Annotated in this window: 28 protein-coding genes and 1 riboswitch; of the genes, 14 read left to right on the top strand and 14 right to left on the bottom strand. The window is 42.0% G+C overall.

Annotated features, from left to right (window positions below; all coding sequences use genetic code 11):
- Positions 1 to 147: 147 nt before the first annotated feature.
- Positions 148 to 1,119, bottom strand: a complete 972-nt coding sequence (locus ACTHRG_RS21905; protein ID WP_440232010.1) for a metal ABC transporter substrate-binding protein — start codon at positions 1,117 to 1,119, stop codon at positions 148 to 150.
- Between the two features lie 290 nt (positions 1,120 to 1,409).
- Here ACTHRG_RS21905 and ACTHRG_RS21900 point away from each other — a divergent pair, with 290 nt between their 5' ends.
- On the top strand, positions 1,410 to 1,973 hold the full coding sequence (locus tag ACTHRG_RS21900) for a beta-class carbonic anhydrase (RefSeq protein WP_076263309.1): 564 nt from the start codon (positions 1,410 to 1,412) through the stop codon (positions 1,971 to 1,973).
- Here the strand turns inward: ACTHRG_RS21900 and yidD are convergent.
- Complete coding sequence (gene yidD / locus ACTHRG_RS21895) at positions 1,970 to 2,209, bottom strand: membrane protein insertion efficiency factor YidD (RefSeq protein ID WP_048011104.1); 240 nt, start codon at positions 2,207 to 2,209, stop codon at positions 1,970 to 1,972. The two genes, ACTHRG_RS21900 and yidD, sit on opposite strands and share 4 nt — an antisense overlap.
- A 141-nt stretch (positions 2,210 to 2,350) precedes the next feature.
- Between yidD and ACTHRG_RS21890 the strand changes: the two genes are divergently transcribed.
- Entirely contained in the window at positions 2,351 to 2,824 is a 474-nt protein-coding gene (locus ACTHRG_RS21890) for an S-ribosylhomocysteine lyase (protein WP_440232007.1), read from the top strand.
- A 411-nt stretch (positions 2,825 to 3,235) separates the two neighbouring features.
- Here the strand turns inward: ACTHRG_RS21890 and cls are convergent, their stop codons facing one another.
- Complete coding sequence (gene cls / locus ACTHRG_RS21885; protein WP_440232005.1) at positions 3,236 to 4,684, bottom strand: cardiolipin synthase; 1,449 nt, start codon at positions 4,682 to 4,684, stop codon at positions 3,236 to 3,238.
- 87 nt (positions 4,685 to 4,771) lie between these two features.
- Positions 4,772 to 4,954: a YtzI protein gene (gene ytzI, locus ACTHRG_RS21880; RefSeq protein WP_048007839.1), complete on the bottom strand. Its 183-nt coding sequence runs from the start codon at positions 4,952 to 4,954 to the stop codon at positions 4,772 to 4,774.
- A 126-nt stretch (positions 4,955 to 5,080) separates the two neighbouring features.
- Here ytzI and ACTHRG_RS21875 point away from each other — a divergent pair, with 126 nt between their 5' ends.
- On the top strand, positions 5,081 to 5,518 hold the full coding sequence (locus tag ACTHRG_RS21875) for a Dps family protein (protein WP_440232003.1): 438 nt from the start codon (positions 5,081 to 5,083) through the stop codon (positions 5,516 to 5,518).
- 110 nt (positions 5,519 to 5,628) lie between these two features.
- Here the strand turns inward: ACTHRG_RS21875 and ACTHRG_RS21870 are convergent, their stop codons facing one another.
- The gene (locus ACTHRG_RS21870) at positions 5,629 to 5,886 is read right to left on the bottom strand and encodes a DUF6154 family protein (RefSeq protein ID WP_076261833.1); all 258 of its coding nucleotides are present in this window, start codon (positions 5,884 to 5,886) and stop codon (positions 5,629 to 5,631) included.
- A 279-nt stretch (positions 5,887 to 6,165) separates the two neighbouring features.
- On the opposite strand from ACTHRG_RS21870, the gene ACTHRG_RS21865 reads away from it, so the two are divergent.
- Entirely contained in the window at positions 6,166 to 6,495 is a 330-nt protein-coding gene (locus ACTHRG_RS21865; RefSeq protein WP_440232001.1) for a hydrolase, read from the top strand.
- Positions 6,496 to 6,520: 25 nt separating this feature from the next.
- Here ACTHRG_RS21865 and ACTHRG_RS21860 read toward each other — a convergent pair whose 3' ends face one another.
- On the bottom strand, positions 6,521 to 7,399 hold the full coding sequence (locus ACTHRG_RS21860; RefSeq protein WP_440231999.1) for a DUF6612 family protein: 879 nt from the start codon (positions 7,397 to 7,399) through the stop codon (positions 6,521 to 6,523).
- A 155-nt stretch (positions 7,400 to 7,554) separates the two neighbouring features.
- Here ACTHRG_RS21860 and ytkD point away from each other — a divergent pair, with 155 nt between their 5' ends.
- A complete protein-coding gene (ytkD, locus tag ACTHRG_RS21855; protein WP_440231997.1) occupies positions 7,555 to 8,022 on the top strand; it encodes an RNA deprotection pyrophosphohydrolase in 468 nt (155 codons plus the stop codon).
- A 24-nt stretch (positions 8,023 to 8,046) separates the two neighbouring features.
- Here ytkD and ACTHRG_RS21850 read toward each other — a convergent pair whose 3' ends face one another.
- From ACTHRG_RS21850 to ACTHRG_RS21840, 3 genes are read right to left on the bottom strand one after another with little or no spacing between them, the layout of a single operon-like run.
- Complete coding sequence (locus tag ACTHRG_RS21850) at positions 8,047 to 8,856, bottom strand: ABC transporter permease (protein ID WP_076261841.1); 810 nt, start codon at positions 8,854 to 8,856, stop codon at positions 8,047 to 8,049.
- Positions 8,834 to 9,613, bottom strand: a complete 780-nt coding sequence (locus ACTHRG_RS21845) for an ABC transporter ATP-binding protein (protein WP_440231995.1) — start codon at positions 9,611 to 9,613, stop codon at positions 8,834 to 8,836. The genes ACTHRG_RS21850 and ACTHRG_RS21845 overlap by 23 nt, the downstream gene beginning before the upstream one ends.
- A 22-nt stretch (positions 9,614 to 9,635) precedes the next feature.
- Positions 9,636 to 10,631, bottom strand: a complete 996-nt coding sequence (locus ACTHRG_RS21840; RefSeq protein WP_076261845.1) for an ABC transporter substrate-binding protein — start codon at positions 10,629 to 10,631, stop codon at positions 9,636 to 9,638.
- Between the two features lie 155 nt (positions 10,632 to 10,786).
- Here ACTHRG_RS21840 and ACTHRG_RS21835 point away from each other — a divergent pair, with 155 nt between their 5' ends.
- Both ACTHRG_RS21835 and ACTHRG_RS21830 read left to right on the top strand, forming a co-directional pair.
- Positions 10,787 to 11,572, top strand: coding sequence for an alpha/beta hydrolase family protein (locus ACTHRG_RS21835; protein ID WP_440231993.1), 786 nt, complete (start codon positions 10,787 to 10,789; stop codon positions 11,570 to 11,572).
- 85 nt (positions 11,573 to 11,657) lie between these two features.
- Positions 11,658 to 11,900, top strand: coding sequence for a DUF2584 domain-containing protein (locus tag ACTHRG_RS21830; protein WP_035330406.1), 243 nt, complete (start codon positions 11,658 to 11,660; stop codon positions 11,898 to 11,900).
- Positions 11,901 to 12,172: 272 nt separating this feature from the next.
- Here ACTHRG_RS21830 and pckA read toward each other — a convergent pair whose 3' ends face one another.
- Positions 12,173 to 13,759 (bottom strand): phosphoenolpyruvate carboxykinase (ATP), encoded by a 1,587-nt coding sequence (pckA, locus tag ACTHRG_RS21825; RefSeq protein ID WP_076261850.1) that lies wholly within the window; start codon positions 13,757 to 13,759, stop codon positions 12,173 to 12,175.
- Positions 13,760 to 13,977: 218 nt separating this feature from the next.
- Between pckA and ACTHRG_RS21820 the strand changes: the two genes are divergently transcribed.
- From ACTHRG_RS21820 to asnB, 3 genes are all read left to right on the top strand, one after another.
- Positions 13,978 to 14,352 (top strand): thiol-disulfide oxidoreductase DCC family protein, encoded by a 375-nt coding sequence (locus tag ACTHRG_RS21820; RefSeq protein ID WP_048007828.1) that lies wholly within the window; start codon positions 13,978 to 13,980, stop codon positions 14,350 to 14,352.
- Positions 14,353 to 14,457: 105 nt separating this feature from the next.
- Positions 14,458 to 14,573, top strand: a riboswitch (SAM riboswitch).
- A 309-nt stretch (positions 14,574 to 14,882) separates the two neighbouring features.
- The gene (gene metK, locus ACTHRG_RS21815; RefSeq protein ID WP_009333385.1) at positions 14,883 to 16,076 is read left to right on the top strand and encodes a methionine adenosyltransferase; all 1,194 of its coding nucleotides are present in this window, start codon (positions 14,883 to 14,885) and stop codon (positions 16,074 to 16,076) included.
- 292 nt (positions 16,077 to 16,368) lie between these two features.
- The gene (gene asnB, locus ACTHRG_RS21810) at positions 16,369 to 18,273 is read left to right on the top strand and encodes an asparagine synthase (glutamine-hydrolyzing) (RefSeq protein ID WP_440231990.1); all 1,905 of its coding nucleotides are present in this window, start codon (positions 16,369 to 16,371) and stop codon (positions 18,271 to 18,273) included.
- A gap of 40 nt (positions 18,274 to 18,313) precedes the next feature.
- Here asnB and ACTHRG_RS21805 read toward each other — a convergent pair whose 3' ends face one another.
- Both ACTHRG_RS21805 and ACTHRG_RS21800 read right to left on the bottom strand, forming a co-directional pair.
- Complete coding sequence (locus tag ACTHRG_RS21805; RefSeq protein ID WP_440231989.1) at positions 18,314 to 19,162, bottom strand: C39 family peptidase; 849 nt, start codon at positions 19,160 to 19,162, stop codon at positions 18,314 to 18,316.
- A 74-nt stretch (positions 19,163 to 19,236) separates the two neighbouring features.
- Positions 19,237 to 19,758, bottom strand: a complete 522-nt coding sequence (locus ACTHRG_RS21800) for a gamma carbonic anhydrase (RefSeq protein ID WP_440231987.1) — start codon at positions 19,756 to 19,758, stop codon at positions 19,237 to 19,239.
- 172 nt (positions 19,759 to 19,930) lie between these two features.
- On the opposite strand from ACTHRG_RS21800, the gene ACTHRG_RS21795 reads away from it, so the two are divergent.
- Both ACTHRG_RS21795 and ACTHRG_RS21790 read left to right on the top strand, forming a co-directional pair.
- Positions 19,931 to 20,734, top strand: a complete 804-nt coding sequence (locus tag ACTHRG_RS21795; protein ID WP_440231986.1) for a lysophospholipase — start codon at positions 19,931 to 19,933, stop codon at positions 20,732 to 20,734.
- Positions 20,735 to 20,794: 60 nt separating this feature from the next.
- Positions 20,795 to 21,889 carry a tetraprenyl-beta-curcumene synthase family protein gene (locus tag ACTHRG_RS21790; RefSeq protein ID WP_440231985.1) on the top strand — a complete coding sequence of 365 codons (1,095 nt, stop codon included), beginning with the start codon at positions 20,795 to 20,797 and terminating at the stop codon, positions 21,887 to 21,889.
- Between the two features lie 33 nt (positions 21,890 to 21,922).
- Here the strand turns inward: ACTHRG_RS21790 and ACTHRG_RS21785 are convergent, their stop codons facing one another.
- Positions 21,923 to 22,495, bottom strand: a complete 573-nt coding sequence (locus ACTHRG_RS21785; protein WP_440231984.1) for a class I SAM-dependent methyltransferase — start codon at positions 22,493 to 22,495, stop codon at positions 21,923 to 21,925.
- Complete coding sequence (locus ACTHRG_RS21780) at positions 22,492 to 23,460, bottom strand: TIGR01212 family radical SAM protein (protein WP_440231982.1); 969 nt, start codon at positions 23,458 to 23,460, stop codon at positions 22,492 to 22,494. The genes ACTHRG_RS21785 and ACTHRG_RS21780 overlap by 4 nt, the downstream gene beginning before the upstream one ends.
- A gap of 203 nt (positions 23,461 to 23,663) precedes the next feature.
- Between ACTHRG_RS21780 and ACTHRG_RS21775 the strand changes: the two genes are divergently transcribed.
- On the top strand, positions 23,664 to 23,927 hold the full coding sequence (locus ACTHRG_RS21775; protein WP_076261866.1) for a YtzC family protein: 264 nt from the start codon (positions 23,664 to 23,666) through the stop codon (positions 23,925 to 23,927).
- A 17-nt stretch (positions 23,928 to 23,944) separates the two neighbouring features.
- Positions 23,945 to 24,124 carry a glycogen biosynthesis protein GlgD gene (locus ACTHRG_RS21770; RefSeq protein WP_175609158.1) on the top strand — a complete coding sequence of 60 codons (180 nt, stop codon included), beginning with the start codon at positions 23,945 to 23,947 and terminating at the stop codon, positions 24,122 to 24,124.
- Positions 24,125 to 24,227: the final 103 nt, after the last annotated feature.

Here is a 24,227-nt window from a genome sequence, read left to right as displayed (position 1 = left end):
GCAGAAAAAATATGACCAGGCCGAAATCGCGTGGTCTTTTATATTTTCTGCAATGGCTGGCGAAACAGTCATGGCATTTGCAGGAATGTTATGGCCAAAGCTTTTTAGATGAAAAAACCTCCCAAGGCGGGAGGTGAAATGTGATTATTATTCATTTAAAGCTTTTTCAAGGGCCGACAGATTGTCTTGCATAAGAGTAAAATACGTTTGGTTCTCTTTAAGATCTTTTTCCGTTAAAACGGATAAATTATGAAGTTGTAAAGGGGTTGCGCCAATTTCTTTTTGCAGAATTTCAGTCAGTTTTGAGCTGACATTCTGTTCAAAAAATACATATTTTAAGTCATGTTCTTTTGCTTCCGCAATGATCTTCTGCAGCTCTTTCTGAGTAGGCTCACTGGAAGAATTTAAACCGGATACACTGATTTGATCCAGATCATAACGTTCTTCCCAATAACCATATGCTGAGTGTGAAACGATGAATTCCTTATGCTTTGCACTTTGAACTGTCTGCTCAAAATCATTGTGAAGATTATCAAGCTCCTGGGCAAGCTCCATATAATTTTGTTCAAACTGCTTTTTCTGATCAGGCATCTGTTCCACTAAAGCATCTTTTATAGATTCAGCCAATTCTTTGGAGTATAAAGGATCCAGCCAAACATGCGGGTCAATATCCCCGTGATCATGATCATGCCCGTCTTCAGCACCAGCTTCATGATCATCTGCATTTTCTTCTTCATGCGCGGGATCATGATTTACATCTGAGTGGACAAACTCTAAGTTTTCTCCAGCCGCCACCATTTTTACATTCTCATTTTTCAGTGTTTCTTTTGCCTTCTCCACAAAACCCTCAAGACCCAGTCCTATAAAAATAAACAGATCTGAATCGGCCAGCTTCATCATATCTTTTTGAGATGGTTCAAAAGTGTGTTCATCCGACCCGGGCGGGTAAATGGTTTCAACTTTTATCGCTTCTCCTCCGATTTGTTCAGTAAAGTATTGAAGAGGATAAACCGTTGTATAAACCATAGTCTTGCTGCTGTTTTCCTCTGTCTTATCACCTGTACAGCCAGAAAGAACAAGGATTAGCCCCAGAATATATATCAAAAATGCCTTTTTCATTTTTCTCCTCCTTTTATAAAGCGTAGTTATTACGATTTAAAGAACGGACCATAATTTAAATAATGTTTATAAGTATGGTATTAATACGTAATCATTACGATTTTCCTTAGTAATCTTACAAAATATCCAGCTAAAAAGCAAGGAAAAAAATTGTTTGGAGCTTCTACTTTATGTATCATAATTGTAGAGGCCAGTGAAAGGTCTTTATTAGTATTGACATTTTTTCGTCAAGTATGGGAGCAATAGCTCTTACAATCAAAGTATTCACAAAAAGACAGGGAGTGGAACAATTGAAACTTTTAGAAGAGATCTTAAACCATAACCAGCAATTTGTTGAAGAAAAAAAGTACGAAGAATTTGAAACAACGAAATTCCCTAATAAGAAAATGGTTATTCTGACTTGCATGGACACACGTTTAGTAGAGCTTTTGCCAAAAGCGCTTAATGTAAGGAACGGTGATGTGAAAATCATTAAGAACGCAGGAGCTTTAGTAACCCACCCATTTGGAAGTATTATGAGAAGCATATTAATAGCTGTTTATCAGCTGCAGGCGAAAGAAGTATTTGTAATTGGCCATCATGACTGCGGCATGAGTGGAATGAAGGCTGATGCGGTTGTCAGCAGCATGAAGGAGAGAGGCATTACTGACGATGCACTGGATACGATGACATACTCAGGAATCGCTGCAGATGATTGGCTAAGAGGTTTTGAAAATGTAGAGGATAGTGTATCCCATAGTGTACATATGGTGAAAAAGCATCCGCTGATGCCGGCAGATGTGCCTGTGCATGGGCTTGTTATTCATCCCGGCACAGGCAAGCTTGACCTTGTAGTGGACGGATACGAGGGTTAATTCTTTTTCTTTTTGGGCCATTGCTCTGGAACCAGGTCGACACCGCCCGGATGAAGGGGATGGCATTTAAGGATCCGTTTTATTGTCAGCCAGCCGCCCTTGAAGGCGCCGAATCGCTTAACTGACTCCAGCCCATAATGGGAACATGTCGGATAAAACCGGCATGTAGGAGGCTTGAGCGGGGAAATCACAATTTGATAAAAACGAAATATTGAAATGAGAATTTTTTTTAGCATGTCATTACCTTTCCCGGTTAAATCATATTTTCTTTTAAAATAACATATTATCATGGAAAAGTCATAATTTTCATATTAATTTGATTAATTTAGTCGGATATTATGTTATAGTAAAAGGAAAACTTTAGGGGAGTGTTTTATATGCCTTCAGTAGAAAGTTTCGAGTTGGATCATAATGCTGTAAAAGCGCCTTACGTGAGGCACTGCGGTGTCCATAAGGTGGGCAGTGACGGATTAGTGAACAAGTTTGATATCCGGTTCTGCCAGCCAAATAAACAGGCGATGAAGCCGGATGTCATACACACACTTGAGCATCTCCTAGCGTTTAATATCCGTACTCATGCAGAGAAATATGACCATTTCGACATTATTGATATTTCCCCGATGGGCTGCCAGACCGGCTATTATTTAGTGGTAAGCGGTGAGCCGTCAGTTGAAGAAATAATTGATCTGCTGGAAGCTACAATGGAAGATGCAGTTGAAATTACCGAAATCCCCGCGGCAAATGAGAAGCAATGCGGTCAGGCAAAGCTTCATGATCTTGAAGGGGCAAAGCGTCTTATGAGATTCTGGCTGCAGCACTCAAAGGATGACTTGAAACAGGTTTTTGCATAAAGTGAAACTTCAATCAGTGGGGGTTTTCCTTATCCCCACTGATTGTTAGTCGCGTTCTATTGTCGCTAAGATCTACGCTAGCGCTTCGATCAATCGACTACGAACCCGATTGCTTCAACTAAGCCTCTGCATGCGCGTCGGCAAGTTTCACTGTATCTCACCAATCGGGCCATTACATTATAAAGCGAGGCGACTTGCCTTGGGGTGACAAGCATAAGACGAGCAGATGGTGGGGAGTGCTTTTCTTCCCATCAGCTGATTGGCTTATGACCTCGAGCCCCTAGGAGCCGCAGCTAGATCGGGCAGTTTGACCCCCACTTATCCTCCTTTGATTCCTCTGAGTCTTGAAGTGGGGGGCTTACTGCCCGTTAGACTGCGATAAAGAAAACGGGCTGATTTTTTCAGCCCGTTTTATAATATTGGCGAAAGCAGTCTTGAAATGGATTCTTTCAACTTTATTTTCAAGGACCTATTTCTGTAATCTCCTGCAGACAGGTTTGTTGAAAGCTGGACATCTTCCTTAAAGCCCTCAGTCAGTTCTTTTGAAACATCCTGATCGTAAATAAAAGCATTTACCTCAAAATTGAGCCTGAAGCTTCTCACGTCTATATTCGCAGTTCCTACCGATGAAACTTTTTCATCTACAATCAGGGTTTTTGCATGTATGAAGCCATTTTCGTATATATAGATATTTGCATTTACCTTTAGCATTTCCCCAATATAGGAGTAAGTGGCCCAATAAACAAACATGTGGTCAGGTTTATTCGGAATCATAATATTTACTTCCACACCTGACAATGCAGCTATTTTCAAAGCATCCAGAAGACTTGCATCAGGAATAAAATATGGGGTTTGGATATATATGGACTTACGTGCAGATGAAATCATTTTAATATAACCATTTTTAATTTGTTCCCATTCAGAATCAGGACCGCTGGTAACAATCTGCATCCCTACACTATCCTGAGACTCGCACAGCGGAAAAAACTCCGGAGCATAGAAAATATCATGGCGGTGGGAAGCCTGGTTCCAGTCCAGGATAAAGCGGGTCTGCAGAGAATGGACAGCACTTCCTCTGATTCTTAGATGGGTATCACGCCAATACCCGAACCTTGGATTCAGCCCAAGATATTCATCCCCGACATTGAAACCGCCCACATAGCCAATCCGTCCGTCAATGATGGCAATTTTTCGATGGTTCCGGTAATTAATTCTTAAATTGATAAAATGCAGGCGCGAAGGGAAAAAAGCCTCAATTTCTCCTCCTGCAGCAATCAGCTCTTTAAATGCCCTTTTATGCAGGCTCCTTGAGCCAAGTTCATCATAGAGAAGCCTGACTTTAACACCTTCCCTGGCTTTTTCCGTTAAGAGAGTGATTAAGCTTTTCCCAAGATTGTCTCTCTTGAAGATATAATATTGCAGGTGGATATGATCGGTTGCCCTTTTTATATCCTCTACAAGCGAATTGAACTTATCTTTCCCATCTGTAAAAATCCTGACCTCGTTATCCTGGGTCAATACTGCATCATTGTTTACAAGATGCATGTATATAAGGTCTTTGTATTTCTCAATGATCTCATTGCGAAAATGGAAATCCTTTTCCTTAATTCCTCTGATTTGGTTGTTCAGCAGTTCATCAATTCCAATTTTTTTGCGGTCTTCCCATTGGAACATCTTTCTTCGGGTTAAATTCTGTCCAAAGAAGAGGTACATGAAAAAACCAAGAAGAGGAAGAAAGAATAAAACCATGAGCCATGCCCATGTGGCGCCTGCATCCCTTCGCTCAAGAAAGATAACAAATACAGCCAGGATAATATTTAATACTAAAAATACTGTAAGCATCATGGAGTATATATCCATCTTAATGTCCTCTCCACATGTATTTTTCCGTCCTTTTAAAAAGAAAACCTCCGGCTGTACGGAGGCTGTTTATATGATAGCGTATGCTTATGAACGGTTTTGGTTATCTTCTTGCTCCTCGTTAGCCTCTTTTTGTTCCTTGCCGCTGTCAGGAAGCGGATCAATTGGGTCTACCGTATGCTTGAATTGGTAAGCCTTTGAAGTAGTAATGACGCTCAGCAGCAGAACCACAATCACGATAATGATCGATATGACTAATACCGTATACATTTGTCTCCCCCTTTTCACTCAATATTCTACCATGAAAGCAGCTCAATAATGAAAAATTTCGCCATGGTTCTGTACAGGTTTTAATTCTCTCAATGTGGGTATTCTATTGTTGGGAGGATGATTAATATGAGTAAAGAATTAGTAAAAGCTGTTAACCAGCAAGTAGCAAACTGGACAGTTCTATATGTAAAGCTTCACAATTATCATTGGTACATTAAAGGGAAAAACTTTTTTACCCTCCATGCAAAATTTGAAGAGCTTTATAATGAAGCCAACGTACATGTAGATGAACTGGCTGAGAGAATCCTTGCTCTTGAGGCTAAACCGGTTGCAACGATGAAAGAAGTTCTCGAGACCAGTTCCCTTAAAGAAGCGACAGGAAAAGAAAATGAAGAACAAATGGTTCAATCTGTCGTTGACGATTTTGAAAAAATGGTGGAAGAGCTTCAGGGAGCAATCGAGCTTGCAGAAGAAGCCAAAGATGAAGGAACAGGCGACATGCTGATTGCTGTAAAGCAAAGCTTGAAAAAACATATCTGGATGCTTAAAGCATACCTTGGATAATAAACAAAGACTGGCTGGAAAGCTGGTCTTTTTATTTGTAATAAAATAAAAAAGCGGCTTCACGCCGCCTTCGAGTATGGATCGTTATTCTAAATTCGGATATGTATAGGTTAGTGTATGTTCCGGTGGTGAATGATCGGGCTTCTGCGCTGACCGTAATTTTCACTGGCAAATTTCCCTTTTAAGCTCTCGATCAAATAAAGCCCCATTAAATCATATAACTCCTGATTATCAAGGTCCTTGATAATATTCAGCAGGTCTTCTCTGTTCATTTCTTCTAAGAAGGCAAAAGCGAGCATATCGATATCTTCTTCATCACCAGTCAGCTTATTCCTGTAAAGTTCATATAGCTCATCAATCAGTTTCATGATAACACCTCCTTAAAATTCTCCGGTTTTCTATAGTATACTTAATTTAATACCCCTGATGCAGAAAAATATTCACCCCATGACAATTGGAAAAGCTGACTTCCAATTTGTTTAACTTAGTATATGTCAGCTTAAGAAGAATGATCGTAATTTTGTATAATTTTATCATAAATGTGGGATACGATAACTATAGAAATGAAAAATATTGTGATATGTAAAGAAAAACTAACCGGTGTTGAATCTGCGTCACAGCAATGAACAATAAAGGGGCTGACAGAATTGGAAGGAAATAAAAAGACGTATTATATAACGCTTGGTTCGGGTGAGATATCTCAAAGTGCCACTGACTCCACCTGGAATTATAAAATTGAGGCAAATGATGATGAAATTATTGCACTAAGAGAATATTTTGACCAGAACTATTCAACAGAATGGCAAAACTTTTTCAGAGCCCATGTTCCTTATGTTCAATACCATTATGACCGTGAAAACGATGCCTATGACGAAACAATGAAAAGAATATATGGAATGATATATGATCTTGGGGATGATGAAGCAAGAAAGCATATTGAAAGCATGGGAATCCTGACAGAAGAGGAACATAAATAAAAAGCTGAGGCGCACCTCAGCTTTTCTACATTTCCATTTCTACAGCTGTATCAAGAACTTCCTGTGGAACGGCAATAGCCTCAACTTTATTATAGTTTGAGTATTGGCCGTTCATGTTCTGCTTCATGGAGATTTTCTGGCCTTCAGCCGTGATTTCCATGTCCATAATCATATTCAGCACGCTCGGGTAAAAAGTTTCTTTATCAATCACAATCTCATATTCCACGCCCTTGATGTTCATGTTTTCAAGCATTTCCCCATTGGCGGCCAATTCAGGCGGGAGTGTTTCTGCTGCCGTTTCCTTCACGAAATCATTGAATTTTTCTCCATCGGCTTTCAATTTCAGGATATAGCTTTTTGCATCCTGTTCAAAGGTGAAATCGTCCACAAATTCCTGCAGTTTCTTCAATTCCTCACCAGGATTTGTCTGCTGGCTGGACATTTGAAGCAAATCATCAGACATTTCTTTAGGGAACTTCATCCACTGCTGTCCGGCAGCATCATAAAGAAACATGCCTTCTTCCGTAAAATAGCTTTCAATATCATAGGATTCTTCTGCTCCTGCCATGGACATAGTCATTTTTTGATAAAAAGCCATCGGGTCTGTTGTGACATTCATGTCAATGACAGAATCGATATTCATATTTTCCCCTTCAGCACCAGAGCTCATTTCCTGGCTCATATCCATTTTTACTGAGAAGCTTTTTAGCTCTTCCGAAGCTTCCGTTGATTTCTTTAAAACTTCCTCCAATGTCATTTCAGAAGCTTCTTCTGTTTTTGCTTCTTCCTTTTCTGTGCCGGCTGCTGATTCATTAACAGGTTTGGCCGTTTCATTGCATGCAGTCAGCATTAAAATCATGAAGAAGCCGGTAAGGATTGCGAGAGATTTTTTCAAGATATACACTCCTCTATTTATGTTAGTCACCTAATTTTACGGGAAAAAAAGGAGAAAAGTTTCAAAAATATGTAATTTAATACTTTAGCCCCAGAAGTTTTTAAAAACTAGATTTACCTTTATAATGGAAACATCAACATTAATTTATTGAGTGAGGGAATAGCATGGAAACCTTTTTGGATGAAAACGGCGGGAAAGTGCGCTTTTCTTTTAATAAAAGAGCATTCGAAACCGAGCCTGAACATGTTTTGGTCATTTGCCGATATGGTGATCAATGGCTGCTGACGAATCATAAAAAAAGGGGATGGGAATTTCCTGGCGGCAAAAGAGAACAGGGAGAGTCTCTGGAAGAGGCAGCCAGAAGAGAAGTATATGAAGAAACCGGAGCAGACTTATTTAATCTGAATTTTATTGGTGAATATGAAGTTAACCTGGGCAATGAGCGTTTTGTCAAAGCTATATTTTTCGCAGAGGTTAAAACCCTCAACAATACAAATCAATATTTTGAGACAAACGGTCCCATCCTGACAGGGGAAAACCTGCTTGAAGACAGGTGGAGCAGTCAATACAGTTTCATCATGAAGGATAAAGTAGTTGAAAAGAGCCTCGAAAAAATTTTGAAGAAAAAATAAAAAACGGCATGCGATTTGCCGTTTTTATGAACCATTCTTAATTAGTTTTCTCTCCAGGAGTTCAACCAGCTGATACATTACTGTTGCAAAAACAGCAATCACAAGCAATGAAAGCATAACAAGGGTGAAGTTAAATACCTGGAATCCGTAGATAATCATGTATCCAAGACCTTTTGAGGATACAAGAAATTCACCGACTATTACTCCGACCCAGGATAACCCCACATTCACCTTTAAGGTTGAAATGATGGTCGGAAATGAAGCGGGCAAAATGGCTTCCCTGAAGGTTTGGAATCGACTTGCCCCAAAAGTTTGAAGCACTTTAATATAATTGGGGTCTACTTCTTTGAAAGATGTATACACGACAATGGTTGTGATGATGATCGAGATAATCGCACCCATGGCAACGATCGAAGTAAAGCTCGGGCCTAAAGCTACTATTAAGATAGGGCCAAGAGCAACCTTTGGCATTGAATTCAGGACAACCAAATAGGGATCCGCTATTTTTGAAAGCATGGGTGACCACCAGAGGATGGCTGCCAGAAATGTGCCTAAAAAAGTGCCTAAAATGAATCCAAATACGGTTTCAGACAAAGTGTAGCCTAAATCCACCATCAAGGTACCATCCTGTATTTTGGTTAAAAACAATCCCCATACTTTAGAAGGCGCACTGAAAATCAGCGGGTCAATCCATTGCTTTTGGCTTGCCAGCTCCCATCCTGAAAAAAACACGATAAAGATGACAGCCTGATAGAAGCGGACCCACTTCTTTTCGCGATTCAGCGACCGGATATACTTCTGGTGGAGGAATTTAACGTTCTCCTGCGGGCTCAAGGGACTCCAGCTCCTTCCATATAGTTTGAAAAATCGCTGGATATGCTTCATGATTTCTTGCGTTAAAAGGGGTTTCATCTCTTAATTCTTTTGGTATTACAAATGTCTTATGAAGCTGTCCGGGCCTTGCGGAGAAGAGAAAAACACGATCACTCATGCTGATTGCCTCACCAATATCATGTGTAACCAGTATGGCTGTTTTTCCGAAAGATTTAAGCGTGTCAGAGACCAGATCCTCAAGCTTAAGTTTGGTTTGATAATCCAATGCGGAAAAGGGTTCATCAAGCATAAGCAGCTTTGGGCCGGTTGCAAGTGTTCTTACAAGTGCAACCCGCTGGCGCATTCCCCCTGAAAGCTGTTTCGGAAACTGTGACTCTACACCTTTTAGTCCCATCTCCTGAAGGAGCTTCAGTGCATAAGCTTTTTTGTCCGGAGTGAGGCTATTCCCGATTTTCAGCCCCAGCAGTATATTTTCTTCAATGTTCTTCCAGGGAAAAAGATAATCCTGCTGAAGCATATAGCCTATTTCTTTTTCTGCTGTTTCAACCCGCTTTCCTTCAAGTGTGACAGTGCCTTCTGTGGGTTCAAACAGGCCTGCTATGATAGAAAGCAATGTTGTCTTACCGCATCCGCTTGGACCGAGGAAGGAAACAAATTCTCCTTCCTCCACTTCAAGCGAAACATCGGAGAGGGCCGTGACAGCAGAGGTTTTCGTAAAATAAGTGTGGTGGACAGCATCAACTTTCAGAAATTCCATGTCGGCCTCCTCTTTCGTTTAGTTATTTCATTACCCCTTCAGCAATCTCTGTGTTGACAAGTGTGCCATGCTCTAAGCGCTTAGGGAGCTCTCCTGCTTCTTCCATAATATTCTGCAGGTTATCCCATTCTTCCGTATCCAGTATAGGATCTGTTGCAAAAGATCCCTGGCTCTTATATCGGTCTACTACCATTTCAATGATTTCAAGCTCAGTGTTGTCAAAATATCCTTGAATAGCTTCTGCCGTTTCTTTCGAGCTATGCTGCTCAACCCATTGCTGTGCTTTATAAATCGCTCTTGTGAATTTCTCGACTGTTTCCTTATTTTCATCAATATAGCTTTGTTTCGTCATGAATGTGGTATAAGGTATATGTCCGGATTCGGTTCCAAAGGAAGCAACAATATATCCTTTTCCTTCTTTTTCAAATACACTTGCAGTAGGTTCAAAAAGCTGGACAAATTCACCGGTGCCGGAAGCGAAAGCTGGAGCAATATTGGCATAATCAATATTTTGGATTAAATCCAAATCCTGGTGCGGGTCAATGCCATGCTTTTTCAATACAAACTCGCCGGCCATCTGCGGCATGCCGCCTTTACGCTGCCCGAGAAATGTTTTGCCTTCCAGCATATCCCATGAAAAGTTATCGATTTTATTGCGTGAAACCAGGAATGTTCCGTCCGTTTGGGTAAGCTGTGCAAAGTTAATGACCGGATCATTGGAGCCCTGTGCCGAAACGTAAATGGAAGTTTCTGAACCTACTAGCGCAATATCAGCGCTATCCGACAGGAGCGCGGTCATTGTTTTATCTCCGCCGGCTGTTGTTGTAAGCTCTACTTTAAGTCCTTCTTCTTCAAAGAAGCCTTTCTCAAGGGCTACATATTGTGGGGCATAGAAGATGGAACGTGTCACTTCAGCAATACGGACGGTTTGCATTTCATCCTTTCCGCAGGCTGCCAAAGGAACGATCAGTATCACTGCAAGCATAAGCAACATGCTTGTTTTCATCCATTTTTTCATAAGTCATAAGACCTCCCTTATGCTAAAAAGTCAGATTGAAAAGCCTAGGATATCGTATGAAAATCAAAAAAATGTGTGAATGCCCATGGAAATATTTTTAGAGGAAGGTCTAAAAGTTCAGACTAAAAGGTAGCCTCAAGAGGGAGGATGAGAAAATGGAATTCAGTAACGGCCAAATCATCAATAAACAGAGATTCCCTTCGCCAAATCCGGCAATTGAATTATCTGTTGTTACTTATCAGGCAAATGGATTACATATAAAAGGGCTGCTGGCAGAGCCAAAGGGAGAGGAGCTATATGATGGATTCCTTTACCTGAGAGGAGGCATCAAAAATGTCGGGAAAGTACGGCCTTCCCGGATTGTCCAGTTTGCCTGTGAAGGTTTTATTGTATTCGCGCCTTTTTACAGAGGAAATCAAGGGGGAGATGGAAACGAAGACTTTGCAGGGGAGGACAGGCAGGACGCGTTTGCTGCGTTTACCCTTCTTCAGGAGCATGCCCGGGTAAAAAGAGTTCATATATTTGGTTTTTCCCGTGGCGGCGTAATGGCATTGCTAACTGCAATCGAGTTTCCGCAAGCCGCATCCATTGTAACATGGGGAGGAGTCAGTGATATGTTTCTCACCTATGTGGAGCGCAAGGATCTCCGGAGAATGATGAAACGGGTAATCGGCGGAACTCCGGTAAAGTTTCCGGAACGGTATAAATACCGTACCCCGCTTTTTCAGCTGGAGCAGCTGCAGGCGCCTGTCTTAATCATTCATGGAGAACAGGATCACAATGTTTCGGTGGAGCATTCCTATCGCCTCGAAAAAAGACTGAAGGCTCTTAATAAAGAAGTGGATAGCTGGTACTTCCCTGAATATACCCACTACTTTCCTCCAGCCGTGAACCGGAAGACGGTAGAGGATTTAGGTGCGTGGATGAAAAGTCATGAATGACGAATGATTTTCGCTTAAAGGCTTTCAGAGCATGAAAAGCTGGGGTAAAATAGAGGAAAGTATAAAGAATGAAGGAGAGATACCAATGGGTATGCCTTTAGAGCTGAACACAATGATCGTGACAAAGGGAAGGGAAAAAAGACTTGATGAAAATTACTTTTCACTTGTCAAAGAAGGGTACAGATTATATCCCCTCGATATCCCGGTCGAAGTAAAAAGAACAATTGACGGCGACCTGAACGGAATGGGAGTCATCCGAAAAGTGGAATGGGAAAACAGCCGGACACTCATTACTTATCAGCTTGTTTCCTTAAACTCAACAAACTAGAAGAACGCGCCTGGACAAAGTCCGGCGTTTTTTTGATTTGGAATGTTTTTGAAGACTGCATTCCTAATACTAAAAAAGAATTGCCGCGCAAACGGCAATTCTTTCTCTAAAATGATAAGAAAGTATTAATTTTAACTTTGAGAACTGTCTAGCTCCAGCGCCTACCCCCTCGAGGTCACAAGCCAATCCTCCCAAAAAGGCGAAGAACGTTTTTCTGTGAGGCTCGTCTTGTGCTTGTCGGGGGTGGGCAAGGCGCTTGCGCTTTTCTTATATTATGCGATTGGTCCGCCTTTTTCTTCAATGTCAGATGAAACGCTTGTGAATTTCTTGAAGTTTTCACGGAATTTAGCAGCAAGCTCTTTTGCTTTCGCTTCATAAGCAGCCTGATCTGCCCATGTTTTGTTTGGCTGAAGAACTTCATCAGGCACTCCTGTAACGTGCTGAGGAATTTCCAGACCGAAAATTTCGTCCTTGATTGTTTCTACGTTGTTTAGTTCACCTTCGAGTGCAGCTTCCACCATAGCACGGGTGTAGGCAAGCTTCATGCGTTCGCCGACTCCATACTCTCCGCCAGTCCATCCTGTGTTTACAAGGAAGACTTTTGCATTATGCTCATCGATTTTCTCGCCAAGCATTTCAGCATAACGATTTGCAGGAAGCGGTAGGAAAGGTGATCCAAAGCATGTAGAAAACGTTGCCTGTGGTGATGTAATGCCGCGCTCAGTTCCTGCAAGCTTGGATGTATAGCCGCTTAAGAAATGGTACATTGCCTGCTCTTTTGACAGTTTAGAGATTGGAGGCAATACGCCAAATGCGTCAGCTGTTAAAAATACGATTGTATTAGGATGTCCGGCAATGCTTGGGTCAACGATATTATCGATGGCCTGAAGCTGGTAGGCCGCACGTGTATTTTCAGTTAAAGTGCTGTCATCGTAATCTGCAACCCGGGTTTCGCTGTTTACCACTACATTTTCCAGCACAGCTCCAAAGCGGATTGCATCAAAAATTTGCGGTTCTTTTTCACGGGATAGGTTGATGCATTTCGCGTAGCATCCGCCTTCAATATTGAATACGCCATTCGCAGACCAGCCATGCTCGTCATCACCGATCAGCTTGCGGTTCGGGTCTGCAGATAAAGTTGTTTTTCCAGTTCCGGATAAGCCGAAGAATAAAGCCACATCACCTTCACGTCCAACGTTTGCTGAACAATGCATCGGAAGGATTCCGTTTTCTGGAAGCATGTAGTTCATAACAGAGAAGATGGACTTTTTCATTTCACCTGCATATTCTGTTCCGCCAATTAAAACTGTGCGGCGCTCGAATGAGATGATAATGAATGTTTCGGACTTTGTGCCGTCAACAGCAGGGTCTGCTTTGAAGTTTGGAGCAGATATGACTGTGAACTCTGCCTGATGATCCAATAGCTCGTCTTCTGCCGGGCGAATGAATAACTGGTGTGCAAAAAGGTTATGCCAGGCATATTCATTGATCACCTGGATAGGCATGCGGTGTTTTTTATCAGCACCTGCAAAGCCTTTGAAAACAAATACTTCTTCTTTTTCTTTTAAGTAATTGATTACTTTATTATAAAGATTGGAGAATGCTTCTTCAGAGATGGGCTGGTTTACGCTGCCCCAGTCCATTTTATCTTTATTTGATGCTTCTTCAACAATGTATTTATCTTTAGGGGAACGCCCTGTATACTTTCCTGTAGTAGCGCGTACAGCACCAGTGGAAGTAAGGGACCCTTCATTGCGGTTTAAAACTTTTTCCACAAGCTGAGGAACGGATAATTGCACTTGAATGTTGCTGCCATTTAATAATTCACTCAATTCGTTTGATATGCTTACAGAGTTCATCTGATGAATACCTTCCTTTTTCCCGATTTTTTTATGAAAGTGATTACATCTCGAAATTAGTATAACACATTGAAATGATTAGTCTATACTATTACGAAACTTTTTTGTCTCTGTTATTAAATTGTCACAATTGGACAGGTAATCTCCTTTGATCGCCTTATAACCGATATATGCTATTATAGAAGAAAGTGTTAATTTTACCATGGGACTGATCTAAAATGAAGACAATTGCCCTATATGATGGAACTTGCTCGTTATGCAAGGAAACAAAGAGAATATTTAAAAAGCTCGATTGGCTGGATAAAGTGGAATGGATTTCTCTGCAGGAATATGAGAAAATGCCGGGTTCTTTATCATTCTCCAGACAAGATTTGCGCAAAGAGCTTCATCTTATTACCCCCTCGGGCAGTGTGAAAAAGGGGTACTCTGCAGTACGGAGACTGCTGCTCCTCTTTCCTGCATCCTTTTTGATCAGCACCTTTTTATATTTACCTTTCACTGAACTTCTGGGCGATCCTGCCTACAAATGGATTGCGAAAAACAGGCAAAAATTTCTAAAGAAAAAGTGTGGCGATGGAAGCTGTTCCCTGTAAAGGGGAAGCTTACATTTTGAAGCTGAAATTTAACGGTGAAAAATAATGAGAATCTGTTGACATGGTTCGATAAAATACGGTATGATTCAACCTTGAACGGATACTCTCTTATCCCGAGCTGGTGGAGGGACAGGCCCTATGAAACCCAGCAACCTGCTAAAGGCAATAATCAGCAAAGGTGCTAACCTGACGCAAGGACGTAATTCCTTGAACGATAAGAGTGAAAGGCGCGAATCGATTTGCTTTCAACCTTTTCACTAAATGAGAAGGTTTTTTATATTGCAATGAAATGAACGGCTTTTGGAATGTACTATTTATGTGAGTTTTTGGCATGATTATGAATAATGGATACCTGGCATTCTTGCCGGCGCTGTCTATTTTTCTAATAAAAACTCCATGTTTATTTCATACTACTAAGGGAATGAGTTCCGTATCAAACAGAGATCCATGAAATGACAGGGAAAAATTATTTTTCCGCTTCCCCATTTCTTATTTCTCGCTCAATTTTCTATTTATAAGGAGGAAGCCAGATGTCAACAAAACGTCGTTTGTTTACTTCTGAATCAGTTACTGAAGGTCATCCGGATAAAATCTGTGACCAAATTTCTGATGCAATCTTAGATGCGATTTTAGCTAAAGATGCGAATGCCCGTGTTGCTGCAGAGACTTCTGTAACAACTGGACTTGTATTAGTTGCAGGTGAAATCACAACATCTACATACGTAGATATTCCAAAAATCGTTCGTGAAACGGTAAAAGAAATCGGTTATACCCGTGCTAAATATGGTTTCGATTCTGAAACATGTGCAGTTTTAACTTCCATTGATGAGCAGTCTGCAGATATCGCAATGGGTGTTGACCAGGCACTTGAAGCACGCGAAGGGCAAATGAGCGATCAGGAAATTGAAGCAATCGGTGCAGGAGACCAGGGCTTAATGTTCGGTTTTGCCTGCAACGAAACGAAGGAGCTTATGCCTCTTCCGATTTCTTTGGCACATAAGCTTTCCCGCCGCCTGACTGAAGTTCGTAAAGAAGAGATCCTTCCTTACCTTCGTCCGGATGGAAAAACTCAGGTAACCGTTGAGTATGATGAAAATGACAAGCCTGTCCGTATTGACACAATCGTTATTTCTACTCAGCATCACCCTGAAATCAGCCTGGAGCAAATCCAGCGCAACCTGAAGGAACATGTTATTAACCCGGTTGTTCCGAAAGAACTAATCGATGAGAATACAAAGTACTTCATCAACCCGACTGGACGTTTTGTTATCGGCGGACCACAAGGGGATGCTGGTCTGACTGGACGCAAAATCATTGTTGATACCTACGGCGGATATGCACGCCATGGCGGCGGCGCGTTCTCCGGTAAGGATCCTACAAAGGTTGACCGCTCAGCTGCATATGCTGCACGTTATGTAGCGAAGAACCTTGTAGCAGCCGGTTTGGCAGAAAAAGTTGAAGTTCAGCTTGCTTATGCAATCGGTGTGGCACAGCCTGTTTCAATCTCTGTTGATACATTTGGAACTGGCAAAGTGGATGAAGATGTATTAGTTGATTTAGTAAGAAAGCATTTTGATCTTCGTCCTGCAGGAATTATTAACATGCTTGGCCTTCGCCGCCCAATTTACAAGCAGACAGCTGCTTACGGACATTTCGGACGTACAGATGTTGACCTTCCTTGGGAGCGTACTGACAAGGCAGAAATTCTTCGTTCTGAAGCGTAATAGAAAAGCGGGAGTTGCATTTACAGTGTAACTCCCGCTTTCTTTTTTGCGTCATAATACATATAGGGTGTAATTCACTTTTCGGTCTTTATGCTCTATAGTCGTTTATAATTTTATGGTATCGTATAAACTTCGGATAATGGCTTAATTTTCCGTACAGAAACATTTTATATTCTGCGTGCTAATTATTAGCGATTAGTGGTAGTATTATAGGGTATGTTTTCTAAGACAAAGGAGCCGCATGAGGCTATATCTAAATATTGAGAATAGAATGGAGTAGGTGACGTACATAATGTGTGGTTTTATTGGTTGTGTACATGAAAAAGCACAAAATTACCGTGACGCAGATAAAGAACAATTCCAAAATATGAATGATATCATTACTCACCGGGGTCCGGATGACTCAGGATACTATTTTGATGATCATATTCAATTTGGCTTCCGCCGGCTGAGCATTATTGATATTGAAAGCGGACACCAGCCGCTGACTTACGAGAATGAACGTTATTGGATCATCTTTAATGGTGAAATCTATAATTATGTGGAACTTCGTGAAGAACTTCTCAAAGCGGGCTTAAGCTTTGAAACAAGCTCAGATACAGAAGTCATCATTGCCCTTTACAGCCATATGAAAGAAAAAGCTGTTGAAAAATTGCGCGGTATGTTTGCGTTTGTCATATGGGATAAACAGGAGCAATCTTTATATGGAGCCAGAGATCCATTTGGGATTAAACCTTTCTTTTATTACGATAAGGGAGACAGCACGTTCTTTGGATCAGAGAAGAAGAGCATTCTATTGGCGCTTCAGAATGATGTATTAAACTATGACTCCCTGCAGCATTATCTGACCTATCAGTTTGTGCCTGAGCCAAACACGATGTCAGAAGGAATCCACAAACTGGAGCCAGGCCATTATTTTACTAAAAAAATCGGTGCTCCTATGGATATTAAGCGCTATTGGAAAGCTGCTTTCCACCCCGTGCAGAAATCAGAGGCTGATTTTACAAAAGAAATTAGAGATGTGTTATTCGACTCGGTCAAGATGCATATGCGTGCCGATGTTCCTGTAGGTTCTTTCCTTTCAGGCGGAATTGATTCTTCCATCATTGCGTCGATTGCGAAGGAATTCCATCCTGCTATTAAAACATTCTCTGTCGGTTTTGAACGCAATGGCTTCAGCGAGGTGGATGTAGCGAAGGAAACAGCAGAAAAGCTGGGTGTTGAAAACATCAGCTATATCATTACTCCTGAGGAATACATGAATGAGATTCCGAGAATCATGTGGCATATGGACGATCCGCTTGCCGACCCGGCATGTGTGCCTCTTTATTTTGTGGCAAGAGAAGCACGTAAGCATGTAACGGTTGTGCTTTCAGGTGAAGGAGCCGATGAGCTGTTTGGCGGCTATAATATTTACCGTGAACCACAATCTCTGGAAGTCTTCAATAAAATTCCTGCCATCGGCAAAAAGCTTCTTCGCATGATCGCAAGCATGATGCCAGAGGGAATGAAGGGTAAAAGCTTTATCGAACGCGGTGTCACGCCCATGGAAGAGCGCTACATCGGAAACGCAAAAATGTTTACAGAACAAGAGAAGCGCAATCTGCTTCATGTCTATAAAGGCAGCTTAAATTATACGGATATCACGAAACCTTTATATGAAGAAAGCCGCGGCTATGATCCGGTTGATCGCATGCAGTATATCGACATTCATACCTGGATGCGAGGAGATATTTTATTAAAGGCGGACAAAATGACGATGGCTCATTCTCTCGAGCTTCGTGTTCCGTTCCTTGATAAAGAAGTGTTTGAAGTGGCTTCCAAAATCCCGACCAGCCTGAAAACGGCAAATGGCACTACGAAGTATATTCTTCGCAAAGCTGCTGAAGGAGTCGTTCCGGATCATGTACTGAACCGCAAAAAGCTTGGGTTCCCTGTGCCAATCCGCCACTGGCTGAAGGACGAGATGAATGAGTGGGCGAAAAATATCATTCGTGAAAGCAATACAGATCACCTGATTAATAAAGAGTATGTATTGCAGCTGCTTGAAGACCATTGTCAGGATAAAGCGGACAACAGCCGCAAAATATGGACCGTTCTGATGTTCATGGTTTGGCATCAGGTATATGTGGAGAAAAAATACTCCTTTGAAAAAGAATACTTGTTAGATAAAGACTTGCAGCCTCTTAAAGGCTAAACAAAAGCGTCCATCAGGAATACCCTGGCGGACGCTTTTCTTATGGAAGATAGGTAATAGCCTGCTTGCCCATCTGCACCCATGCTTTTTCAAAATCGTTCATGGATGCTTTTTTATTTTTCTCTCCTGTGAGCGGGTCGTTGAAGTACATGAATTCCTGATCATAGCCTGTTAGCAGAACAGAATGCTCTTTATAGGTAATCTGAATCTTTCCGCTGGGTGTATGCCAGGTCTGGAAAAAGTCATCAGACAGCTGTTTGTAGGCTGTGTTGATGATGACCCAGACAGGCCTGCCATCTGACAAATGAATTTTTAAGTCTTCAAAATCGGATCCGGTAAAATCTTCAATCGAGCCGGGCAAGTACTTTTCTGCAAGCTCTTTTACGGGTTCATGATAAACGCCGAGACCGGGATTATCAAAGGAATACATATCGCCTATGAAGCCTTTATTCGGATGTCCGAAATAGATTTTTCCATCTTCTACACGGTATGGCTCAGGATTTTTCTTTATTTCTTTAGCCAGTGTCATTTTATCTGCCTGGATCCCCGCGTGATGCAGGAGCATGGATAAGCTCGTGACTTCGCATCCTCTGGGGAGCTCAGGAAACTGATTGATTGCGGGCACATCTATAATTATTTTTTCCTTGATCTTAATAACAGACGTGCTGTTTCCAAGGAAAGCAGTGGCTTTTTCAGCTGGTTCAGACAGCCACGATTTTATTTTGTTCACGGCTGATGGAGGCTTGCTTCCTGCAAGGCTGTCATAAACAAATGCTGCAGAAACAAGGATGAAGACAAGTAAAAACATGGGTGCCGTTTTTACTATGGTTTTTCTGAATACCACTATTAATAATAAGAATAGAACAATTGCCCCGATATAAATCTTCATTTCCTTCACCCGCCAATAGCTGTTGCCTTATATTTTAATATCGGCCTATTTCCCATTCTATTAAGGCTGGAGAGTTATTTTAGCTTTTTTTGCAAAGACTTATAGTACTGGCCTTTTTCAGCGTATTCCCTGCTTATCCGTTCCATATCTTTAATATCTTCCGGTGTCAGCTCACGGATTACTTTTGCAGGCCTCCCGAATGCAAGTGTATTGGGCGGAATTTTCTTTCCCTGTGGAACAAGGCTGCCTGCACCAATAAATGCTCCCTCCCCGATTTCTGCCTGATCTAAGACAATTGAGCCCATCCCAATTAGAGCTTTCTTGCGGATAATGCAGCTATGAAGGATTACCTGATGGCCTACTGTTACTTCGTCTTCCAATATCAGCGGGTTATTTGGGCTCTGATGCAGGACGGAATTATCCTGGATATTGACCTTCCTGCCGATGATCGTTGGTGCTATATCTCCGCGTATGACGGAGTTGAACCAGACGCTGGAATCCTCCCCAATTTCAACATCGCCGGTAATGGTAGTGAAATCTGCAATAAATGCGGATTCTGCAATTTTAGGTTCTTTATCTTTAAATGGATAGATCATGTGAAAAACACTCCTGTATTTAGTTGGATTATTTTGATTTTATCATATGAGACATGATAAACGTTATTTTGGCAAAAGAGTTTTTTAAGGGGCTGATTCATGAACAATTTTTGCATCTAGGCTATAATATATTTACATAAGATCGTACGTAAAAAGGCTGGGAGGATGGACTATGTGGAAGTGGGAAACTGAGGGAGAAGCAAAGGGCGTTATAGTCATGGTGCATGGGGCAATGGAGCATCACCGCCGTTATGGCTGGCTGATTGGAATGTGGCGCTTGGCCGGTTTCCATGTCATTATGGGAGATCTTCCCGGCCAGGGGATGACTACAAGATCCAGAAGAGGCCATATTGATTCCTTTGATGAATATATCATTGAAGTTAAAGATTGGGTACAGGCTGCCTATGAATTTGAACTGCCGGTTTTTCTTTTAGGACACAGCATGGGCGGACTGATTGCCATTCGCCTGCTGCAGGAAGAAAGAATGAATCTCGCTGGAGTGATTTTGTCATCCCCATGTTTAGGTTTAGTTCAGCAGCCTTCGAAATTACTGAACTTCTTATCGCTTGGACTCAATTCAGTGATGCCCGGACTGAAAATGGATTCAGGATTGTCAGTGGACATGGCGACACGGAATCAGGATGTTCGTGATGCTGATTTAAATGATTCACTGTATGTGAAAAAAGTGTCGGTCAGATGGTACAGGGAACTTGTTTATGCCATAAAGCTTGCCTTTGAGAATCTTGATAAAATCCAGGATATGCCCCTTCTCGTAGTTCAGGGCGGCGATGATAAGATCGTGAATAAAACAACGGTCAGAGAATGGTTTAACCTTGCGCCATTCTCGGAGAAAAGGTTCAAAGAATGGCCAAAGTGCTACCACGAAGTCTTCAACGAACCTGAACGTGAAGAAGTATTTGAATATGCGAAGGATTTCGTGAACAGCCAATTAAAGGCGCTTGGTTATGTGGTTTAAGGGGTCACTGAATTGCTTTAAATATTCACCAGACCTGATCAAAAGGAGGTTTCTGCTGTCATGAGTGTCCCTTCCATGCCAATTAGTCTGATGTCACATGTCTATCGGAAGGTTCTGCCTGCTGTCCATAAGGAGCTTGCCTACTGGAAGAGCCGGGCGGAAGCAATTCCTGATCCGGAGTTAAGAAAGCAGGCTCTTGCCAGCCTTGAACATAAAGCCTTCCACTGTGAAGGCGGAGCTATTATGTCGTTAATGGCCAAGGGGAAATATGAGCAAGCGATTAAGTTTATTGTTGCTTATCAGACAATCAGTGATTATTTGGATAATCTCTGCGACCGGAGCACCTCGCTTGATCCTGGAGATTTTGCCGCACTTCATGAGTCAATGGAGGATGCCCTGAATATTGACGCAGCAGGGAAGAATTATTACCGGCTGAGAAATGAACAGGATGATGGAAACTATCTTGCAGATTTAGCAGCATCCTGCAGGGAAGTGCTATTGAGTCTTGAACAATATCCCCATATAAAGAATCATTTGCTTGAATTATGCCGTTACTATTGTGATCTGCAAATACATAAGCATGTTGCAGTCGAAGAGCGGGTTCCGCGTCTGCAAAACTGGTTCGACCAATATCGGTCTGATATTCCCGAGATGGAATGGTATGAGTTTTCGGCCTGCTCGGGATCGACACTCGGGATTTTCTGCCTTGTTTCCTACGCACTGAGAGATGATTTTCAAGCGGAGCATGCGGTAAATATAAGAAATGGATATTTTCCATACATCCAGGGCCTCCACATTCTGCTTGATTATCTGATTGATCAGGAAGAGGACAAGGCCGGGGGAGACTTGAATTTCTGCTTTTACTATGAAAGCGAAGAGCAGCTGTTTTCGAGATTGAAGCACTTTGTTGCAGAGGCAGATAGGCATACGGAAAAGCTGCCACATAAACATTTCCATAAACTGATCAATCGCGGCTTGCTTGGGGTCTATCTCTCCGATGATAAGGTAAGGAAGCAGCGGAATGTCAGGAGATTAGCCAAAAGCATAATCAGAACAGGCGGTATGGTGAGCTATTTCTTTTATGTGAATGGAAGAGCTTACCGGACAATGCAGAAGGTGATGTCTCCTGGATTTACAAAAGCCTTTGTGAAATAAGTAAAAGCCTGCATTTTTTTGCAGGCTTTATCATTACCGTTTTTCAATTGCAATGATAAACGGCGGGTTATTTTTTTGATTAATAAACTGATACTGCAGAACATGGACGAGGCTTTGATCCAGCTGTTTTACATATCGGAGCAGGTAATCGCGCTCAACAGCACCCTCTATATGGCCGTGATAAATCACCAAAAGAATAATCCCTTCAGGTGCCATCAGTTCCAATAGCTGATCGATGGCAGAAATGGTCGTCTGCGGACGTGTGACAATATCTTTATCGCCCCCGGGCAAGTAACCTAAATTAAAAATGGCTGCCGTTATTTTTCCATGGTGGACAGGCGGTACATTTTCAAGAATGAGTTCATGTCCTGTTTGGAAAAGAGTAGCCCTGTCTGACAGTTCATGATCAGCCAGGCGTGCTTTTGTATTCAGGACAGCGTCTTCCTGAATATCGAATCCGTAAACTCTGCCATTAGGTCCCACCAGATCTGCGAGAAATACGGTATCATGTCCGTTGCCCAAAGTGGCATCAATAACGATATCTCCAGGTGATACTGCTTTCTCAATCAGCTGTCTTGCATATGGTAAAATTCTTTCGAGCTTCATGACAATGCCTCCATTTGGCTTGGATTGTAAAATTTCCCTTGCCAGCTGTTTCTTCGCTTTAATTCTGCATCAATGCTATTAAGCACTTCCCACTTATTGACACTCCACATCGGCCCGATCATCAAGTCGATCGGCCCATCACCTGTGATGCGGTGTACAATCATTTCCGGTGGTAGAATTTCCAGCTGGTCGCATACTAAATTTATATACTCATCAAGAGACAGAAACTCAAGCATGCCCTTTTCAAATTGCTTCACCATCGGGGTTCCTTTTAATAAATGAAGGAGGTGGATTTTAATTCCCTGTACATCCAGCTTCGCTACTTCCCGGGCGGTTTCCATCATCATTTCGGGTGTTTCAAGCGGAAGGCCATTAATGATGTGGGAACAGATGCGGATCCCATGTTTGCGGAGCTTGTTTACTCCCTCCGCATAGCACTGATAATCATGTGCGCGGTTAATTAAAAGGGCGGTTCTTTCATGAACAGTCTGTAAGCCAAGCTCTACCCAGAGATAGGTCCGTTTATTAAGCTCTGCCAGATAGTCAACTACATCATCAGGCAGGCAGTCAGGGCGGGTCGCTATGGACAGCCCAATAACACCTTCCTGCTCAAGCACTCTCTCATACATATCACGAAGAACCTCAACAGAGGCATGTGTATTTGTAAAGGCCTGAAAATAGGCCATATATTTTCCGTCTTTCCATTTATGATGCATTTTCGTTTTAATTGCATTAAACTGTGTTTCCAAATCATCAGCGCGGTTCCCGGCAAAGTCTCCAGAACCGGCGGCGCTGCAGAACGTACATCCTCCATATGCGACCGTGCCATCACGGTTTGGGCAATCAAAGCCCCCATCAAGTGCCACTTTAAAAACCTTATGGCCAAATTCACTGCGCAAATGATAATTCCATGTATGGTACCGTTTATTATCGGATGCATATGGAAAAGGATTCACTTTATCCACAATTATCCCTCCTTAATCAAAGAGTAATTTATATGGTGAAAATCGTTATGAATGGTTTCATAAAATTAATCTTATCATGACGCAAAACCTTATAAAAGGGGAATTGGCAGGAAATAGAGTGGTAAAGATTACGGAAAAATGAACAAACTAATTCATGAAGCTTGCAAGCTTCAAGACCCATTCTTCAAGGAGGGGAACATACAATGGCAACCCGTGAATCGATGGATACACTTATTCAGCAGTGTGAGGATGCAATCCGTTTTGCGCAGGAGCAGTTTGAATCGGGAAGAACGCAGGAGCATTATAATGATTTCGAATACTCCAATGCACTTCAGTCCCTGGAAGCTGCCTATAATGATATAACCCAGATGGCCCACAGCGCCAACTCCCAGCAGAGGGAACAGCTTCACCGGATGAGGCTCCAGCTGCAGCAGCTCCAAAATCAGATGATAATTCTTCCTCATTAAGGAGTGGTTCACAGATGGTGAAAAAGCGTTCAAAACAAAACAATCCGGAACAAAAGACCCGCAATGGCGCCAATAGCCAGGATGTTGAATTTGGCCGGGATTTTGATATGGTAAAGCAGTCGAAAAAGAACTATGAGAAATCAGGCGGTCAGCCTGTTAAATCAAAATTCCATCCTGAACCGGAACAATCTTCATAAATAATTGTGGCAAGGCCCCGATCCACCTGAACTGCCCCCTGTCAAGTAGACAGTAGAAATAATAAAAATGATTTAAGCGGCTTTAGTTCTATATTCCATAGGG

The organism is Cytobacillus sp. SAFR-174 (assembly GCF_051964675.1).
Classification (GTDB): domain Bacteria; phylum Bacillota; class Bacilli; order Bacillales; family Cytobacillaceae; genus Cytobacillus.
This window is presented reverse-complemented; position numbering and strand designations above follow the sequence as displayed.

Coding starts and splice junctions, on each gene's coding strand:
- ACTHRG_RS21905 (WP_440232010.1), bottom strand. CDS start 1,119: ATGAAAAAGGCATTTTTGATATATATTCTGGGGCTAATCCTTGTTCTT.
- yidD (WP_048011104.1), bottom strand. CDS start 2,209: ATGCTAAAAAAAATTCTCATTTCAATATTTCGTTTTTATCAAATTGTG.
- ACTHRG_RS21890 (WP_440232007.1), top strand. CDS start 2,351: ATGCCTTCAGTAGAAAGTTTCGAGTTGGATCATAATGCTGTAAAAGCG.
- cls (WP_440232005.1), bottom strand. CDS start 4,684: ATGGATATATACTCCATGATGCTTACAGTATTTTTAGTATTAAATATT.
- ytzI (WP_048007839.1), bottom strand. CDS start 4,954: ATGTATACGGTATTAGTCATATCGATCATTATCGTGATTGTGGTTCTG.
- ACTHRG_RS21875 (WP_440232003.1), top strand. CDS start 5,081: ATGAGTAAAGAATTAGTAAAAGCTGTTAACCAGCAAGTAGCAAACTGG.
- ACTHRG_RS21870 (WP_076261833.1), bottom strand. CDS start 5,886: ATGAAACTGATTGATGAGCTATATGAACTTTACAGGAATAAGCTGACT.
- ytkD (WP_440231997.1), top strand. CDS start 7,555: ATGGAAACCTTTTTGGATGAAAACGGCGGGAAAGTGCGCTTTTCTTTT.
- ACTHRG_RS21845 (WP_440231995.1), bottom strand. CDS start 9,613: ATGGAATTTCTGAAAGTTGATGCTGTCCACCACACTTATTTTACGAAA.
- ACTHRG_RS21840 (WP_076261845.1), bottom strand. CDS start 10,631: ATGAAAAAATGGATGAAAACAAGCATGTTGCTTATGCTTGCAGTGATA.
- ACTHRG_RS21835 (WP_440231993.1), top strand. CDS start 10,787: ATGGAATTCAGTAACGGCCAAATCATCAATAAACAGAGATTCCCTTCG.
- ACTHRG_RS21830 (WP_035330406.1), top strand. CDS start 11,658: ATGGGTATGCCTTTAGAGCTGAACACAATGATCGTGACAAAGGGAAGG.
- pckA (WP_076261850.1), bottom strand. CDS start 13,759: ATGAACTCTGTAAGCATATCAAACGAATTGAGTGAATTATTAAATGGC.
- ACTHRG_RS21820 (WP_048007828.1), top strand. CDS start 13,978: ATGAAGACAATTGCCCTATATGATGGAACTTGCTCGTTATGCAAGGAA.
- metK (WP_009333385.1), top strand. CDS start 14,883: ATGTCAACAAAACGTCGTTTGTTTACTTCTGAATCAGTTACTGAAGGT.
- asnB (WP_440231990.1), top strand. CDS start 16,369: ATGTGTGGTTTTATTGGTTGTGTACATGAAAAAGCACAAAATTACCGT.
- ACTHRG_RS21805 (WP_440231989.1), bottom strand. CDS start 19,162: ATGAAGATTTATATCGGGGCAATTGTTCTATTCTTATTATTAATAGTG.
- ACTHRG_RS21800 (WP_440231987.1), bottom strand. CDS start 19,758: ATGATCTATCCATTTAAAGATAAAGAACCTAAAATTGCAGAATCCGCA.
- ACTHRG_RS21795 (WP_440231986.1), top strand. CDS start 19,931: ATGTGGAAGTGGGAAACTGAGGGAGAAGCAAAGGGCGTTATAGTCATG.
- ACTHRG_RS21790 (WP_440231985.1), top strand. CDS start 20,795: ATGAGTGTCCCTTCCATGCCAATTAGTCTGATGTCACATGTCTATCGG.
- ACTHRG_RS21785 (WP_440231984.1), bottom strand. CDS start 22,495: ATGAAGCTCGAAAGAATTTTACCATATGCAAGACAGCTGATTGAGAAA.
- ACTHRG_RS21775 (WP_076261866.1), top strand. CDS start 23,664: ATGGCAACCCGTGAATCGATGGATACACTTATTCAGCAGTGTGAGGAT.